The sequence below is a fragment of the Mesorhizobium sp. CNPSo 4688 genome, from assembly GCF_057784295.1.
This window is the reverse complement of record NZ_JBWLUY010000008.1, coordinates 85,683-100,591: the sequence shown is the minus strand read 5'-3', so window position 1 is coordinate 100,591 and position 14,909 is coordinate 85,683. Positions and strand designations below refer to the sequence as shown.

At 63.7% G+C, this 14,909-nt stretch carries 14 protein-coding genes; 6 read left to right on the top strand and 8 right to left on the bottom strand.

The features are described 5' to 3' along the window. Positions 1 to 154 precede the first annotated feature (154 nt). The 3 genes from AC04SH_RS16480 (at position 155) to AC04SH_RS16470 (ending at position 3,859) form a co-directional block, all read left to right on the top strand. Complete coding sequence (locus AC04SH_RS16480) at positions 155 to 1,705, top strand: sugar ABC transporter ATP-binding protein (RefSeq protein WP_488575807.1); 1,551 nt, start codon at positions 155 to 157, stop codon at positions 1,703 to 1,705. Next, positions 1,702 to 2,673, top strand: coding sequence for an ABC transporter permease (locus AC04SH_RS16475; RefSeq protein WP_477233219.1), 972 nt, complete (start codon positions 1,702 to 1,704; stop codon positions 2,671 to 2,673). Before AC04SH_RS16480 ends, AC04SH_RS16475 begins: the two co-directional genes overlap by 4 nt. A 205-nt stretch (positions 2,674 to 2,878) precedes the next feature. After that, on the top strand, positions 2,879 to 3,859 hold the full coding sequence (locus tag AC04SH_RS16470) for an ABC transporter permease (protein WP_488575806.1): 981 nt from the start codon (positions 2,879 to 2,881) through the stop codon (positions 3,857 to 3,859). 332 nt (positions 3,860 to 4,191) lie between these two features. Here the strand turns inward: AC04SH_RS16470 and AC04SH_RS16465 are convergent, their stop codons facing one another. Beyond that, positions 4,192 to 4,632, bottom strand: a complete 441-nt coding sequence (locus tag AC04SH_RS16465; protein ID WP_488575805.1) for a hypothetical protein — start codon at positions 4,630 to 4,632, stop codon at positions 4,192 to 4,194. A 407-nt stretch (positions 4,633 to 5,039) separates the two neighbouring features. On the opposite strand from AC04SH_RS16465, the gene AC04SH_RS16460 reads away from it, so the two are divergent. Next, a complete protein-coding gene (locus tag AC04SH_RS16460; RefSeq protein ID WP_488575804.1) occupies positions 5,040 to 6,788 on the top strand; it encodes an adenylate/guanylate cyclase domain-containing protein in 1,749 nt (582 codons plus the stop codon). 73 nt (positions 6,789 to 6,861) lie between these two features. Here the strand turns inward: AC04SH_RS16460 and AC04SH_RS16455 are convergent, their stop codons facing one another. Together AC04SH_RS16455 and AC04SH_RS16450 are read right to left on the bottom strand one after the other, a co-directional pair. Next, entirely contained in the window at positions 6,862 to 7,959 is a 1,098-nt protein-coding gene (locus AC04SH_RS16455) for a polyamine ABC transporter substrate-binding protein (protein WP_488575803.1), read from the bottom strand. Between the two features lie 337 nt (positions 7,960 to 8,296). Next, entirely contained in the window at positions 8,297 to 9,178 is an 882-nt protein-coding gene (locus AC04SH_RS16450) for a transcriptional regulator GcvA (protein ID WP_488575802.1), read from the bottom strand. A 126-nt stretch (positions 9,179 to 9,304) separates the two neighbouring features. Between AC04SH_RS16450 and AC04SH_RS16445 the strand changes: the two genes are divergently transcribed. Continuing rightward, positions 9,305 to 10,030: an SDR family oxidoreductase gene (locus AC04SH_RS16445; RefSeq protein WP_488575801.1), complete on the top strand. Its 726-nt coding sequence runs from the start codon at positions 9,305 to 9,307 to the stop codon at positions 10,028 to 10,030. 31 nt (positions 10,031 to 10,061) lie between these two features. Here AC04SH_RS16445 and AC04SH_RS16440 read toward each other — a convergent pair whose 3' ends face one another. The 4 genes from AC04SH_RS16440 to AC04SH_RS16425 form a co-directional block, all read right to left on the bottom strand. Then, positions 10,062 to 10,373: a hypothetical protein gene (locus tag AC04SH_RS16440; protein WP_488575800.1), complete on the bottom strand. Its 312-nt coding sequence runs from the start codon at positions 10,371 to 10,373 to the stop codon at positions 10,062 to 10,064. A gap of 137 nt (positions 10,374 to 10,510) precedes the next feature. Then, a complete protein-coding gene (locus AC04SH_RS16435; protein WP_488575799.1) occupies positions 10,511 to 11,659 on the bottom strand; it encodes an amidohydrolase in 1,149 nt (382 codons plus the stop codon). A gap of 97 nt (positions 11,660 to 11,756) precedes the next feature. Continuing rightward, complete coding sequence (locus tag AC04SH_RS16430; protein ID WP_488575798.1) at positions 11,757 to 12,188, bottom strand: type II toxin-antitoxin system VapC family toxin; 432 nt, start codon at positions 12,186 to 12,188, stop codon at positions 11,757 to 11,759. A gap of 3 nt (positions 12,189 to 12,191) precedes the next feature. Then, the gene (locus tag AC04SH_RS16425) at positions 12,192 to 12,401 is read right to left on the bottom strand and encodes a hypothetical protein (protein ID WP_477233225.1); all 210 of its coding nucleotides are present in this window, start codon (positions 12,399 to 12,401) and stop codon (positions 12,192 to 12,194) included. Positions 12,402 to 12,613: 212 nt separating this feature from the next. On the opposite strand from AC04SH_RS16425, the gene AC04SH_RS16420 reads away from it, so the two are divergent. After that, complete coding sequence (locus AC04SH_RS16420) at positions 12,614 to 13,603, top strand: GlxA family transcriptional regulator (RefSeq protein ID WP_477233226.1); 990 nt, start codon at positions 12,614 to 12,616, stop codon at positions 13,601 to 13,603. Here the strand turns inward: AC04SH_RS16420 and AC04SH_RS16415 are convergent. Then, positions 13,590 to 14,909 carry an HlyD family type I secretion periplasmic adaptor subunit gene (locus AC04SH_RS16415; protein ID WP_488575797.1) on the bottom strand — a complete coding sequence of 440 codons (1,320 nt, stop codon included), beginning with the start codon at positions 14,907 to 14,909 and terminating at the stop codon, positions 13,590 to 13,592. The two genes, AC04SH_RS16420 and AC04SH_RS16415, sit on opposite strands and share 14 nt — an antisense overlap.

The following is a 14,909-nucleotide window of genomic DNA, read 5'->3' as shown; positions in this document are numbered from 1 at the left end:
GCCGATTTCGCCAACCTTCAACGTTGCAGGAAGGGCGCCGGCGCTGCGGCCAGCTTCTCTCTCCCCGTTCACGGGGAGAGATGTCCGGCAGGACAGTGAGGGGCGGCGCTGACATTCGCAATTATTTGAGCACAGAAATCGAGACCCAAACCATTTGACCACCAGCCCCCTCCTCGACGCCACCGGCGTCGCCAAGAACTACGGCGCGGTTGCAGCGCTGCGCAACGCGTCGCTGTCGGTGCTGCCGGGCGAGGTGCACGCCTTGATGGGCGCCAACGGTGCCGGCAAGTCGACGCTGGTAAAAATCCTGACCGGCGCCATTCCGGCCAATGCCGGCCGCATCCTGATCCGGGGCGAGGCGCGCGACATACGCTCGCCCGCCGCCGCGCGCCGCGCCGGGCTGCTGCCGGTCTACCAGGAGCCGTCGCTGATCCCCGATCTCGACGTTCTGTCCAACCTCAGGCTGACCAGCACGCCGGTCGAGCCGTTCCGCGCCTGGGTGCGCGAGCTCGGTATCCTTGACCTCGACCTGCGCGACACAGCGCGCGATATTCCGCTGGCCGTGCTGCGCGTGCTCGACCTGGCACGCGCGCTGGCCGTCGAGCCCGATGTGCTGCTGCTCGACGAGATCACGGCGGCGCTCCCCGCCAACCTCGCCGAAAAAGTGCTGGAAGTGGTGCGCCGCCAGGGCGACTCGGGCCGGGCCGTGATCTTCATCTCGCACCGCTTCGTCGAGATTTCGGCACTGTGCGACCGCGCGACCGTGCTGCGCGACGGCGAGACCGTCGGCGTCGTCGACATCGTGCCGGGCGTCGAGGAAAAGATCGTCGAGCTGATGCTCGGCACCCGCATTGTCAAAACCCATGTCGCCGCCCGCAGCGCCGCCGAGAAGGCCGCGCCCGGCCCTGCCCGTCCGCGCATCGCCGTGCAAAACTTACGCGTCGGCACCAAGCTCAGCGACGTCTCCTTCGATCTCGCCGATGGCGAGGTCGCCGGCGTCGTTGCGCTCGAAGGCCAGGGCCAGGACGAATTGTTCGCCGCCCTTGCCGGCTCGATCCGGCCCTCCGGCGGCACGATCGAGGTCGATGGCGCCCCGGTTAAATTCTCGCACCCGATCGACGCGATCCGCGCCGGCATTGCCTATGTGCCGGGCGACCGTTCCGAAGCGCTCGCCATGCAGCGCTCGGTCCGTGAAAACATCGCCCTGCCCTTCTCTGCCGCGCTCCGCAACTGGGGCCCGATCAACATGCGCCGCGAGCGCGCCACGGTGCTCAGCGCCATCGAACGGCTGCAGATCGACACCCGCGCGCAAGGCGAAGTGCAGCGCCTGTCCGGCGGCAACCAGCAGAAGGTGACCATCGCCCGCTGGATCGCCGCGGACGCCCGCACCATCCTGTGCTTCGACCCGACGCGCGGCATCGATGTCGGCACCAAGCAGGAGATCTACAAGCTGCTGCGCGAACTCGCCGGCAACGGCAAGTCGGTGCTGTTCTACACCTCGGAACTGGAAGAGGTGCAGCGCGTCTGCGACCGCGTCATCGTCATCTTCGGCGGCCGCCTGGTCGACATTTTCCCGGTCGAGGAGGCCGACGAGCCGGCGCTGATGCGCGCCGCCTACGGCCTGCCGCGTGGCGCCAAGGCCGATATCGGCATTCTGGCGGATCCCACCGCCCATGCCTCCGATGCGCCGGAGGCGACGCCATGAGCCATTTCCTGCGCCGCCAGGGCTGGGTCGTCGGCCTGTTCGCCCTGCTCATCGTCCTGTTCATCGCCACCCGGATCATCCAGCCGGCCTATGGCAGCAATGATTTCGGCTCGCTCGCGCGCGCTGTGCTGCCTTACGCTTTCGCCGTCGCCGCGCAGACCGTCGTCGTCATCGCCGGCGGCATCGACCTGTCGGTCGCCGCCATGATGGCGCTGACCAGCGTCACCGCCGCTTCAATGATGAATGGCGCATCGGAAGAATACGCGCTGTTCGTCGTGCCCTTCGTGCTCGCCATGGGTTTCGTGCTCGGCGCGCTCAACGGCCTGCTCATCGTCGTCACCCGCGTGCCCGACATCGTCGTCACGCTCGCCATGCTGTTCGTGCTGCAGGGCGCCGCGCTGCTGGTGCTCGACGCGCCGGGCGGTGGCATCGCCGAATGGCTGAAGGCGCTGATCTCCGGCACCGCGCCGATCCCCGGTCTGCCCGACGCCATCGACGCCTGGCTGCCCAAGGCGCTGCTGGTGCTGATCGTCTGCCTCTGCATCATCTGGATCCCGCTCAGGCGCTCGCGTCTCGGCCTCTCCCTCTACGCCATCGGCTCCAGCGAACTGGCGGCGTTCCGCTCAGGCGTGCCGGTCAAGCGCACCCGCATCATCGCCTATGCGCTGTCGGGCCTGTTCGCCGCCTTTGGCGGGCTGGCGCTGACCATGAGCACCGGCATCGGCGCCCCCATCCCCGGCCCCTATCTGCTGGCCAGCGTCGCTGCGGTGGTGCTGGGCGGCGTCGCGCTCGGCGGCGGCAAGGGCGGCCTGCTCGGCCCCATCGTCGCCGTCTTCGTGCTGCGCCTGGTGCGCACGGACCTGACGCTGCTCGCCATCGATCCGAACGTCACCGCCATCATCGAAGGCTTGATCATGGTGGCGGTGGTGATGTTCGGCGCGTTTATCACGATGCGGGGGCGGCAATGATGGGAGGGCGCGCCCTTCTTCCTTCCCCCCTTGTGGGGGAAGGTGGCCTCGCGAAGCGAGGTCGGATGAGGGGTGTTCCAGGGAACGCCGCCGTCTCGTTCCATCACGCACCCCTCATCCGTCTCGGCGCTGCGCGCCGATCCACCTTCTCCCACAAGGGGAGAAGGCAAAGATGCGTCGCGCCACCCCAATCGCGAGCCACCCCATGAGTATATCAGCTGTCACCCCCGTCCCCTTCGGCCGCCGCCTAAAACGCTTCATGGCCGACCGGCCGCTCATCCCGCTGGTCATCCTGCTCATCATCCTGGTGGTGATCCTGCAGATCCTGCGCCCCGGCATCGTCAACGAGCGCTGGATCGCCAACACCATCAAATTCGCCATTCCGCTGGCGATCCTGGCGGGCTGCCAGACCATGACCATGCTGACCGGCGGCATCGACCTGTCGGTCGGCACGGTGGCGACGATGAGCGCCTTCATCATGGCGACGCAAGTGGTCAACCAGGACCCGGCGGTGGCGTTCCTTTTGGCGATGATGCCGGCCGTGCTGATCGGCTTCGTCAACGGCATCGGCGTCGGCGTCTTCCGCGTTCACCCGCTGATCATGACGCTGGGCACCAGCCTGATCGGCACCGGCTGCCTGCAGGTCTACCAGCGCACGGTGATCGCCTCGGGCGCCAAAATCCCCGACTTCCTCGCCTGGCTCGGCACCGGCGTCACATGGGGCTTCCCCAACGCGCTCTTGCTGTTCGTGCCGCTGGCAGCCCTCATCGTCTTCACGCTCGCCCGCACCGGCTTCGGCCGCCTGCTCTACGCCGTCGGCGACAATGAGCGCGCGACCCGCCTGTCGGGCGTGCAATACTGGCAGGTCATCACCGCGCTCTACGTCACCTCCAGCGTGCTCGCCGGCATCACCGGCCTGCTCTATGTCGGCCTGATCAAGGCCCCCTCGCTGTCGCTCGCCGAACCGCTGGTGCTGCCCTCCGTCGCCGCCGCCGTCATCGGCGGCACCTCCATCTTCGGCGGCCGCGGCGGCTACACCGGCACCATCATCGGCGCGCTGATCCTCACCGTGCTGACGACGCTGCTGACGATCCTGCAGATGCCGGAGGGCGCGCGGCGGATCCTGTTCGGGCTGATAGTGCTGTTCGTGACGGCGGCGTATCTCAGGATTGTCGAGGAGAGGTAGGCTGGCGTTGCAGTCGAGCGCGACGCTGCAAGCCAAGTACCCGCCCAGATGCAGGCCAACCGCCTATGGCAGCGCCGGCCCCCACTCCGTCTCGGCTTCGCCGAGCCACCTCTACCCCCACAGTGGGGGAGAGGAAAGCCCAAGCTTTTTGACGGTGAGGAAACCCAAGCTTTTCGAAGCCGCGACCTCGGAGATTAGCATTTCCTCTCCCCCACGAATGTGGGGGTAGAGGTGGCTCGGCGAAGCCGAGACGGAGTGGGGGAGCACCCTATGCGATTGCCACGGTCCAGGACGGTCGTACCAACCCAGGACGCGACGAACTGGTGTCACCCCTACTTCAACGAAATCGCCATCCCGCTCAAATCCGCATTCACCTGCAGGCCCACCTGCCGGCCCGTGAGCTCGAGCGTGGCGCCCTTGTCGTTGGTCATGACGATCACCTGCGCGCCCTTGCCGAGCGCGCCGCCACCGCCCGCCGCGCCGTAAACCCCGGTCGCATCGCGAACCCTTCTGATGTGCCGCACGGTGCCCCGGAAATAGGTCTTGGAAACGCCGAAGGCGAAGCCGCCCGAGACGCCGCCGATCGAGATGGGATAGGTGCGGCCGTGGAAGGTCAGCGTGCCCTCGCCGCCGGAGCCGCCGACGAAGAAGGCCGCCTTGTAGACGGCAAAGCGGATCGTGCCGCTATCGGCATGCGCGGCACTGGCAGCGCTGACGGCAACGGCGGCGATGGCCGCAACCGCAAGCGAACGAAAGCTGGATGAGATGGTCATGATGCAAGCTCCTCAAGTGCGCCGCTTACCCAACCGGCAGGCGGCGTCGAATCAAACTTGAACAGTTTAGGCTGGGATTTGGTTCCAGGGAGGGAGGCTGGATGCGGGAGATCGCCACGAAACAAGGACAAGCGCTTATGCGGGCATACACTGATTGGAACGCCGGCGACGCCAGCGGAGGGGAAAGGTGTAGAGGATGGTAGGGGGACGGACGAGTTAATGGCTGAACTGGGCCGACAGCGGACTGGCGGCTTTTGGTGTCCGAAGAACGATAGCGGACGTTCAGCTGGTGGGACCAAGGTCTGAGCTGGCCCAAAGCGGGCGTTCTATGGCGACTAGTTGCGCATAGACGCGAGTGCTACGTTCCCAGCAAACCCACGTGACGTCTTTGTAGTCCAGGAGGCATCGTGGCGCGCCCGGAACGAAAGCTTGTGGCGGTTTTGGCAGCGGACGTAGCTGGCTACTCGCGTTTGATGGGGGCCGATGAGGCCGGGACTCTCTTCCATCTAAAGGCACTGCGCGCCGAAGTGATCGATCCAAAGATCGCGCAATTCAGGGGTCGACTGGTCGGCACCGCGGGTGACAGTTTGCTGATCGAGTTTCCCAGCGCCGTCGATGCGTTGCAGTTCGCAGTCGAGACGCAAGAACGCATAGCGACACGCAATACGGATCTTCCTGAAGACCGGCGCATGGCCTTCAGAATGGGGGTCAACGCTGGTGAGGTTATCCTGGATGAGACGACGATCTACGGTGACTGCGTAAACGTGGCCGCCAGGCTGGAAAAGGTCAGTGAGCCCGGAGGTGTTGTCATTGGACGCAGCGTCTATGATCAAGTGAAGGGAAAGATTCCCTATACGCTCGTCGACCTGGGCGAGCATACGATGAAGAACATTGCTGGGCCTGTGCGTGCCTACCGGGTTCAAACAGAACAGCGCGATGATCCAGAACCTTCAGCGTCAATTGCTTCAGCGGAGGATTTGCCGCTCCCGTTCAAGCCATCGGTGGCGGTCCTTCCGTTCACAAACATGTCTGCAGACCGCGAGCAGGATTATTTCTCGGATGGAATAGCCGAGGACCTGATCACCGAGCTCAGTCGCAGTCAGAGTCTGTTCGTGATCGCGCGCAATTCCTCGTTCGCTTTCAAGGGTCAATCCGTAAACATCACCGAGGTCGGAAGGAAGCTCGGTGTTCGGTATGTCGTCGAGGGAAGCGTTCGAAAGGCGGCTGCACGCGTCAGGATCACTGCGCAGTTGATAGAAGCCGCCACTGGCAATCATGTCTGGGCCGAGCGCTACGATCGAGACCTCGATGACCTTTTCGCCGTTCAAGACGAGGTGACAGAGAGGATTGCCTGGGCACTGGTGGGCAAGGTGGGCGCTGCTGAGATCGTTCGAACCAGGCAAACGCAAACGAACCTCAGCGCATATGACGCGTTCTTGCGCGGCATCGATGCTATGCACCGATTCACCGAGAAGGACACCGTCGCTGCTGTCGAGTTCTTAAAGTTGGCTCTTGGCTGGGAGCCTAATTTGGCGCGGGCGCATGCATGGCTCGCGGACGCCTACGCGACCCTTTCCGTTTTCCGAGCGGACGGAGACATGAAGTTGTTGGCTATGCAGTCGGCCCTGCGGGCCATCGAACTGGGCGACGCCACCGGAGTGGCAGAGGCGGTCGTTGCCGCTCTGCATGGATGGAAAGGGGAGTTCGAGGTTGCCGAGACCCATTGGCAACGCGCACTCGCGACAGGCCCGACAAACCCGAACGTACTCGTCTGGGTCGGGTACATCTGCCTTTGGAGCGGTCAACTCACGAAGGCCCGCGAGATCGGCGAGCGGCTCAGACGGCTGAGTCCGCTCGAACACCGCGATGTCCACGAGCTACTCGCATTCGCTTACTATCTGCTCGGTGAATACGAGGCTTCGCTGGATTCGTTCCGCCGTTGGGACAACGACAACTATGATCGCGGGTTCGCCAATCTGGCTGCGTGTTTGGGACAGCTAGGACGCATCAACGAGGCAAGATTGGCGTGGGGGAGGTGCCTCGAGCGCAAACCTGGTTTCACTCTGGGTGAGTACAAGCGCGGCTCTCCATATCGCCGCGAGAAGGACGTGGAGCATTGGCTAGATGGCCTGCGGAAAGCAGGCATTGCGGATTGACGGATGACCGATGACCGATGACCGATGACCGATGAACAATCGGGCGGTTCGCCGGAAGTGTAACTGCGGTCAATCACTGACCCGTGACGATTTTAGTCCACGTGCGCGTCGCCACGCGCTGCGTCTTCCGGTCGTACGGAAAGACGGTGAAAAGCTTCTTTAGCGTGGAATCGTCAGGATAGATCGACTGGTCTCCGAGAATGCTTCTTTCAACGAAGTTTTGTGAGGCTTTGTTGCCATTGGCAAAGAATACGTAGTTTGTGTTCTTGGCGGCGACTTCAGGCTTCATGAGGTAGTTGATGAAGGCATCCGCTTCGTCCACGTGCGGTGCATCTGCGGGGATTGCCAGCTGATCGAACCACATCACAGTGCCTTCCCGAGGGATCGAGTAGGCGATTGTGACGCCGTTACCGGCTTGAGCGGCTCGATCGCGCGCCTTCAGGACGTCGCCCGACCAGCCGATCGCCAGGCAGATGTCGCCGTCCGCCAAAGCGTTGATGTATTCGGATGACTCGATTTTGCGCACGTCGGGACGGATGCGCATCAATGCCTCTTTGGCCTTGTCGAAGTCTTCCGGCGAGGTGCTCTCAGGGTTCAGCCCAAGATAATTCATCGTGATGGGCAGGATTTCGGTAGGCGAATCAACCACGTAGACTCCGCAGTCGGCGAGCTTCTTCAGCTTCTCGGGATCGAAGAAGAAATTCCAACTGTCGAGTCTGTCGACACCAAGCGCGGCTTTGACCTTCGACGTGTTGTACCCTAAGCCCACCGTGCCCCACATGTAGTTCACCGAATATTGGTTGCCCGGATCGTACTTGGCGGTGCGCTGCTCGATGACGTCCCACATATTGGCGATGTTGGGCAACTTCGACCTGTCCAGCTTCTGGAAGACGCGGGCCTCGACCTCGCGGGCCAGGAAACTGGCGCTTGGCACGACGACATCGTAGCCGGAGCCGCCAGTAAGCAACTTGGTCTCGAGGATCTCGTTGGAGTCAAAGACGTCGTAAACGACCTTTATGCCAGTGTCCTTGGTGAAGTCGTCGATGATCGAGGGATCCAAGTAGTCCGACCAGTTGTAAAGGTTGACGACCTTGTCGGCAGCGTGCGCGGACAGCGTGATGACCCCGGCGAGCAACGATGCAGCCGACCAAAGAAGCGCCTTGCGGATCATGTGCTCCCCATTGGTTGCAGTTCCCAACATGCGAATGCCGTACTTTGCACACAGCGGCGCACGGTTGCAATATTAGCACATTCTGAAATTAGTAAGAGTTGAATGGGCAAACTCGGTCGTCGAATGCCCCCCACCATGACGTGCAGTGTAATCAGATCGTCTGGTTGGCAATGTCGGGAACTGGCGCAAACGTGCCGCCTCGGCTGTTCGTTCAGATGTCCGCTTTTGGGATGCGGCTAGGGTCTGCTCAACGTCCGACTTGAGGCGCAAAGCTGACGTCGCAGCTGACGTGCTCTCCCTGTGGTGCCGTCCTACCCCCGCTCTCGCCGCTCCACCCCTATCCCATCTCCGCAAACAGCCAATCCCTGAAAGCCTTCACCTTCCGTTGCCGGATCGCCTCCGGCGGGTACACCACGTAAAAACTCGAAACCGCTTTCAGCGCATGGTCGAAGGGGCGCACCAGCCTGCCCGTGGCGAGGTCGGCTGAGACCAGCATGGTGCGGCCCAGCACCACGCCTTCGCCTTGCACGGCCGACTCGACCGCGAAGGTGGCGGAATCGAACGTCAGCCCGCTGTTGGGGTCGACGCCTTCGACGCCGGCGCTGGCCAGCCACGCCGCCCAGTCGATGCGGTAGCCGTCGCGGATCAGCGTGTGGTGTTTGAGATCCGCAGGCGTGCGCAGCGGATGCGGTCCTTCGAGCAACCTCGGGCTGCAGACCGGAAACACCTCCTCGCCGGTGAGGAATTCCGAGGTCAGCCCGGGATAGTGGCCGCCACCATAACGGATGGCGATGTCGATGCCGTCGCCGAGGAAATTGGTGAGCTTGCCTGACGTCGACACGCGCACATCGATGTCGCCATGCGCGCGATGAAAACGGTAGAGCCGGGGCACCAGCCACTTGCCGGCAAAACCATCCGAGGTGCTGACGTTCAGGCTCGTGTTGGAATGGCGCGATGTCGCCACTTGCGTCGCAACCGTCAGCTGGTCGAGCATCGCGCGCACCGCCCGCGCATAGGGCTCGCCGACCGGGGTGAGGCGCACCGAGCGCGTCGCGCGCTCGAACAGCTGCACGCCGAGCTGCTCCTCCAGATGCTTTATCGCCCGGCTGATGGCGCCATGGGTGAGGTTGAGCTCGTCGGCCGCCCTGGAGAAATTCAGGTGCCGGGCGGCGGCCTCGAAGGCCGGCAATGCGTTGAGCGGTGGCAGTTTGCGGGGCATGTGCGTGCGCCGGCATTTGTGAGTGTTGTTAACAAATACTTGCCAAATTTTGGTTTGTCCACGCGGCTTTTACCGATCACAAATCCTCACAAGATTTGTGATCAAACCTCACTTCGGGAGGAAGACATGGCATCGCTCAACGGACAAAAAATCGTCATCGTCGGCGGCAGTTCCGGCATCGGTCTCGGCGTGGCGAAGGCCGCGGTGGAAGACGGCGCCGAGGTGGCAATCGTCGGCCGTTCGGCGGACCGGCTGAAGGCGGCGGAAAAGGCGCTTGGCGGCCGGGCAATAAGCATCGCCGCCGACATGACCAGGGAAGCGGAGATCGCCCGCCTGTTCGAGGAGGTCGGCGCCTTCGATCATCTGGTGTCCACCGCCGGAACGCCGCCGCCGAACTATCCGATCTGCGATGCAGACATGGATTTCGTGCGCGGCTTTGTCGACAACAAGCTGATCGGCGCGGTGATGCTGGCCAAGCATGCGGTGCGCGGCCTGAAGAAGGGCGGCTCGATGATTTTCACCTCGGGCATCAACAAGGACCGACCGCCGGTGCCCGGCGGCTCCGTCGTCTCGGCGATCGCCGGCTCGTTCAGCTATTTCGCCCGCGCATTGGCGCAGGAGCTGGCGCCCAGCCGCGTCAACATCGTCTCGCCCGGCTGGGTCGACACGCCGATGTGGGATGAACTCGTCGGCGACGCCAAATCCGGCTACTTCGCCGCCATGGCCGGGCGCGTGCCGGCGGGCAAGGTCGCGGCAGCGGCGGATGTGGCGCCTGCGTATCTCTATCTGATGGAGGCCGAATTCATGACCGGCGAGACCATCCATATCGATGGCGGGCAGCGGTTGGTGTGAGCAGCAAAGGCGGGGGCAAAAAGTGCCGCCGCTACGGATATTTCGCCGGCTTTGGTGCGTAGATTTGCGGATCGAAGTCCAGACCCTTCGGCAGCGGCAGGCTCGAGCACTGCAGATGCACCTGGCGGGCAAGCAGCCTTCTCTGCTGCTGCTGATGTTCCTTTGCCGCCGCGACGAGGCCCATACTGTAGGGCCCAAGCAGCACGCCGAAGCCCCATCCCGGCTGCCCCTTCTCGCGCTGGTCGTAATTCATGGCATCGGTGCGGGCCTGCTGACATTCCGGCGTCGCCCATTTCGGGTCCTGCGGCGAAAGCGATGCGCCGTACTGGACTGGAGAACTCACGCATCCTGCCACTGTCGCGGTCAACGCGACGACCATTGCAATTCTCATCCGCAAGCCCCTCCTAATTTAGGTCGGCGACTACAGGATGATTCGAGCCGCAAAAAGGCAGCTTCGGCGTGCGGATTTCGCACAGCCGCTCAGCCCAGCAGGTTGCGCGCCGTGCGCATGAAGATCTTCGAGCCGATCGGGATCAGGTCGTCGGGAAAATCATAGTCCGGATTGTGCAGCGAAGGGGTGCGCTCGCCGGCGCCGAGGAAGAACATCGCCGACTTGGCCTTGTGGCCGAAAATGCCAAAGTCTTCCGAGGCGCGCATCGGCAGGGCCTCCTCGCTTCGCGCGACACCCTCCTCGTCCAGTGCGCGGTTGAGATGCTCCACCGCATCCGGCGCATTGACGCTGGCGACGAAGATCTCGTGGTAGTCGCAGCGGACCGACAGGCGGTGCTCGACCGCGGTCCTGGCCGCAAGCACTTCAGCGGCCGCGACCAGCTCCGCCATGCGCTCGTCGCGCCTTGTGCGCAGCGTCGCCCACACCTCGGCGTGAGCAGGCGAGATGCCGAACACGGCCTCACCCATCGTCGCATGGGTGACGGTCACCATGCTGAAATCGTCATCGGCGAAGGTGCCACGCCCGAGCGCGGGCAGCGCCGGCATCAGCTGGCTGATCGCCAGCATCGGCGACACCCCGGTTTCGGGCATGGACGAATGCGCGGTCTTGCCCTCCAGCACGATGCGCATGCCGCGCGAGGCGCAATTGACCACGCCTTCCCTGAGGCGCACCTCGCCGAACGGCACGCCGGGCATATTGTGCAGCGAGAAGGCGAAATCCGGCGCGATCTCGCCAAAGCGTGGATCGGCGACGACACCGGCCGCACCATTGCCGGTCTCTTCCGCCGGCTGGAACATCAAGACGACGCGGCCGCGCGCCGGCCTTTCGCGCCCGAGCTGGCGGCCGAGTGCGGCGAGGATCGCGGTATGGCCGTCATGGCCGCACATGTGCGATTTTCCCGGCACCTGCGAGGCATGCTCGACGCCCGATAGCTCCTCGATCGGCAGCGCGTCGAGCTCCGAGCGAAACAGCACCGTCGGCCCTGCTCTGCCGCTGTCATAGACCGCCGCCACACCATGCCCGCCGAGGCCGGTCAGCACCTTGTCCGGACCGGTACCGGCGAGGAAGGAGACGACTTCCTTGGCTGTGTTCTCTTCTTCGTTCGAAATCTCCGGCTGCTGGTGCAGCTTGCGCCGCCACGCCGTCAGCTCGATGATATCGCGATTGGTCAGGGTCATGTTTTCCGCTCCGGTGGCGCTACAGGTCACACAAACACGATAGGGTTTTTCTCGCGCCGCGCCGATCAATGCCTGAGGTGATTGGCACACAGCAAACTCAGCACACAATGACCCGCAGATAGTCCGTCGAAGCAAGCTCCAACATGATTGTGTCGCGGGTGATGATGGGAATTTTTCTTACTCGCGCCGTCGCTATTAGATAGCAATCGCCAGGGTCCTTATGCCCGGTATCGGTCGCAACAGCCGCTGCCTCGCAGGCGATCCGTAGCTTGATTGGGATGATCTTCGAACCCGTAGCGGCAACCGCTTCCGAGAACCACCTCGCGGGTGTCCCTGCACCCAGGTTTGGCGGATCCTTATGCACTGGCTTGCGGGAGGCGATCGTCAGTTCCCATGCAGTAATCGGAGATACATAAAGTTTTCCGGCGACTTGGCTTTCAGCGATTGCGATGAGGGCTTCTTCAGAAAGGGTGCGCGCAGCCGTTACCAGCCAATAGAGCGTATGGGTGTCGAGCAGCGCCCCCGCCAAGGATCAGTTCTTTATGGAGGACTTGCGTTCCTTTGGGGAGACGCCTTTGAAGGCCTGCTCGGCGATTGGCTTCGTGAGGTCCACGCTCTTTTTCAGAGGCAGCTGTGAGGACTTCATCGAATCGGCGCCATGGACTTCTATGAAGCGACCGCTGCGCGAATCACGCACCACCCACTTGCCGGTCGGTTCCTGTTTGATCAGTGCTTTTGTCATACCCACAATATAACGACAAATTGTGGCCAATGCGAGCGGTCTCGGCCTGCTGAAGCCAAAGGCGATGCCGTGACGTCCACGGCGGATCAGAAAGTCGTCGATCTCATCTCCGACATTCGGCGACCGCTCCTGAGGAGCACGGGGCGCACGCCTGTGCCAAATCCTTGGCGATATCAGACTCCATCCAGCCGAGGGACGGTTCCGGAACAACAATGGCCAGGCGGTTTGCGTTTCTCTTGGTTCGCGACTTCACGCTGTCGCCGCTGTCGCTGTTCATCGACACGCTGCGGTTGGCCGGCGATGAGGGCGACCGCAGCCGCAGGATCGAGTTCGATTGGGAGATCGTCGGCGAACGCGGCCTGCCGATCCGGGCGAGCTGCGGTGTCGAACTGCTGCCGACCAAGGCGATGGGCAATCCGGAGGAGTTCGACAATGTCGTCGTGGTCGGTGGCCTGCTCGACACCAACCGCAGCCTGAGCTCCGAAAAGGAGGCCTTCCTGTTGCGCGCCGCCGAAAAGGGCGTGCCGCTGACGGCGCTCTGCACCGGCAGCTTCGTGCTCGCGCGCTACGGTTTGCTCGATGGCTACAGCGCCGCTGTGAGCTGGTTCCACATCAAGGATTTCCGCAGCCAGTTCCCTGACGTGAACGCCCATGCCGACAGCCTGTTTTCGGTCGACCGCGGCCGTTCGACCTGCGCCGGCGGCACGGGTGCGGCCGACCTCGCCGGCCATTTCGTGTCGCAGTTCATCGGCCGCAAGGCGGCGGAAAAAGCCGCCAAGATCCTGGTGCTCGACCGCATCCGCTCGAGCCGCGACGTGCAGCCCGTCGGCGACCTCTTTCCCGCGGCGTCGAGCCGCGCCGTGAAGCGGGCCCTGCTGCTGATGGAAAGCAATCTCCAGGAGACGCTGTCGGTCGCCGAGATCGCGAGCCGGCTGAATTTATCGCGGCGCCAGCTCGAGCGCCTGTTCGGCGCCGAGCTCGGCATCGGCCCGATGGCGGCCTATCTTGCGCTGCGCGTGCATCAAGCGAAGTCGCTGCTGGAAGGGAGCGACTTGGCAATCGGCGACATCGCCTACCGCTGCGGCTTTCCCAATGCCGGCCATTTCAGCCGTGTCTTCCGCCAGCAGACCGGCATCACGCCGACCCATCTCAGGCATCCGGGCCGAATGCCGGGTGGGGCACCCTCGCCTACCGCTCCGTGAAGGCCCGCGCGAACGAATCCAGCATCGGGCGCGCAAGATATTCGAAGAAGGTGCGGTCGCCAGTGCTGATAAACGCCTCGACCGGCGTTCCCGGGTAAAGCTGCCCGACCTTCACCCCCTGCGGCAGCGTGTCCGTAATCTTCAGCCTGGCGCGGAAATACGCCTCGTGCGTGGTTTCATCGATCAGCCGGTCGGCGGAGATTTGGGTTACCGTCGCCGGGACCTCAGGGGTGAGGCGCGCGTTGAGGGCCGACAGTCTGAGCTTCGCCGGCTGGCCGACGCGAACCAGATCCACGTCCTTCGGCCGCAGCTTCGCGTCGACGATGAGGCCTGATGCGGTGGGCAGGATCTCCATGATCTTCTGTCCCGGCGCAATTACGCTGCCCTTGGAATTGTAGGTCGACGACACCACGATGCCGGCTGCCGGCGCCTTGATCGTCGTGCGCTTCAGCACCGCTTCTGCCGCGGTGATCTGTTCGCCGATGTCGGCCAGATTGGTGCGAACCTCGTCGAGCTTGGTCAGCGCCTCCTCGACGCGTTGCGTGGTCGCGCGCTCGACCTGCGCCTGGGCTTCGACGATCTGTGTCTTGGTCGCCGCAAGGTCCGCCTCCAGCGCCCCGGCCTGGCCGACCAGATCGGCCTCGCTGCGCAGAAGCTGCGAATATTCGCTGCGGTTGGTGAGGCCCTTGTCGAGCAGGCTGGCCTTGATGCCTAGCTCCTTCTTCACGATGGCGGCCTGCTGCTGGATGGCCCGTTTCTGTGCGTCCAGGCCCAGTGCCGACTCGCGATGCATGGCGACGCGCTGCGCCAGGATCGACTGCTCGGACCGGAACCGGGCGAGCCTGGCGTCGAACTCCTTCTGTTGTTCGCGTACCAGATTGTCGAAATCGCTCTGGAACTGCGCGGGGGCTGCATCGGTGATCGGCGCCAGCCTGTCCGATCCGTCGCGCTCGGCCTCCAGCCGCGCAGCACTTGCCCTGAGCGTGATCGACTGTCTGGTCAGCCGGTTGAGATCGGCCTCGGCCGCCGTGCGATCGAGGAGGACCAGCGGCTCGCTTTGTTGCACGCGGTCGCCCTCATGCACCAGCAACTGCTCGATGATGCCGCCCTCGGGGTGCTGGATGAGGATGTTGCCGCCGGTCGCCGAGATCGTGCCGGACGTGATCACCGCGCCGGAGAGCGGCGCGCTCGCCGCCCAATAGCCGAAGCAGCCGGCAAAAAGCGCTATGGCCGCGTAACCGACGACGGCCGTGCGCCGGAAGTCGGTGCGCGGTCGGCTTTCGAAGGCAAGGCTCTGCTGCATCAT

What these genes read in the sequence shown, in the direction of transcription:
- AC04SH_RS16470 (WP_488575806.1), top strand. Translation starts at nt 2,879, where the DNA reads ATGAGTATATCAGCTGTCACCCCCGTCCCCTTCGGCCGCCGCCTAAAA.
- AC04SH_RS16455 (WP_488575803.1), bottom strand. Translation starts at nt 7,959, where the DNA reads ATGATCCGCAAGGCGCTTCTTTGGTCGGCTGCATCGTTGCTCGCCGGG.
- AC04SH_RS16465 (WP_488575805.1), bottom strand. Translation starts at nt 4,632, where the DNA reads ATGACCATCTCATCCAGCTTTCGTTCGCTTGCGGTTGCGGCCATCGCC.
- AC04SH_RS16415 (WP_488575797.1), bottom strand. Translation starts at nt 14,909, where the DNA reads ATGATGCAGCAGAGCCTTGCCTTCGAAAGCCGACCGCGCACCGACTTC.
- AC04SH_RS16425 (WP_477233225.1), bottom strand. Translation starts at nt 12,401, where the DNA reads ATGACAAAAGCACTGATCAAACAGGAACCGACCGGCAAGTGGGTGGTG.
- AC04SH_RS16420 (WP_477233226.1), top strand. Translation starts at nt 12,614, where the DNA reads ATGGCCAGGCGGTTTGCGTTTCTCTTGGTTCGCGACTTCACGCTGTCG.
- AC04SH_RS16435 (WP_488575799.1), bottom strand. Translation starts at nt 11,659, where the DNA reads ATGACCCTGACCAATCGCGATATCATCGAGCTGACGGCGTGGCGGCGC.
- AC04SH_RS16475 (WP_477233219.1), top strand. Translation starts at nt 1,702, where the DNA reads ATGAGCCATTTCCTGCGCCGCCAGGGCTGGGTCGTCGGCCTGTTCGCC.
- AC04SH_RS16445 (WP_488575801.1), top strand. Translation starts at nt 9,305, where the DNA reads ATGGCATCGCTCAACGGACAAAAAATCGTCATCGTCGGCGGCAGTTCC.
- AC04SH_RS16450 (WP_488575802.1), bottom strand. Translation starts at nt 9,178, where the DNA reads ATGCCCCGCAAACTGCCACCGCTCAACGCATTGCCGGCCTTCGAGGCC.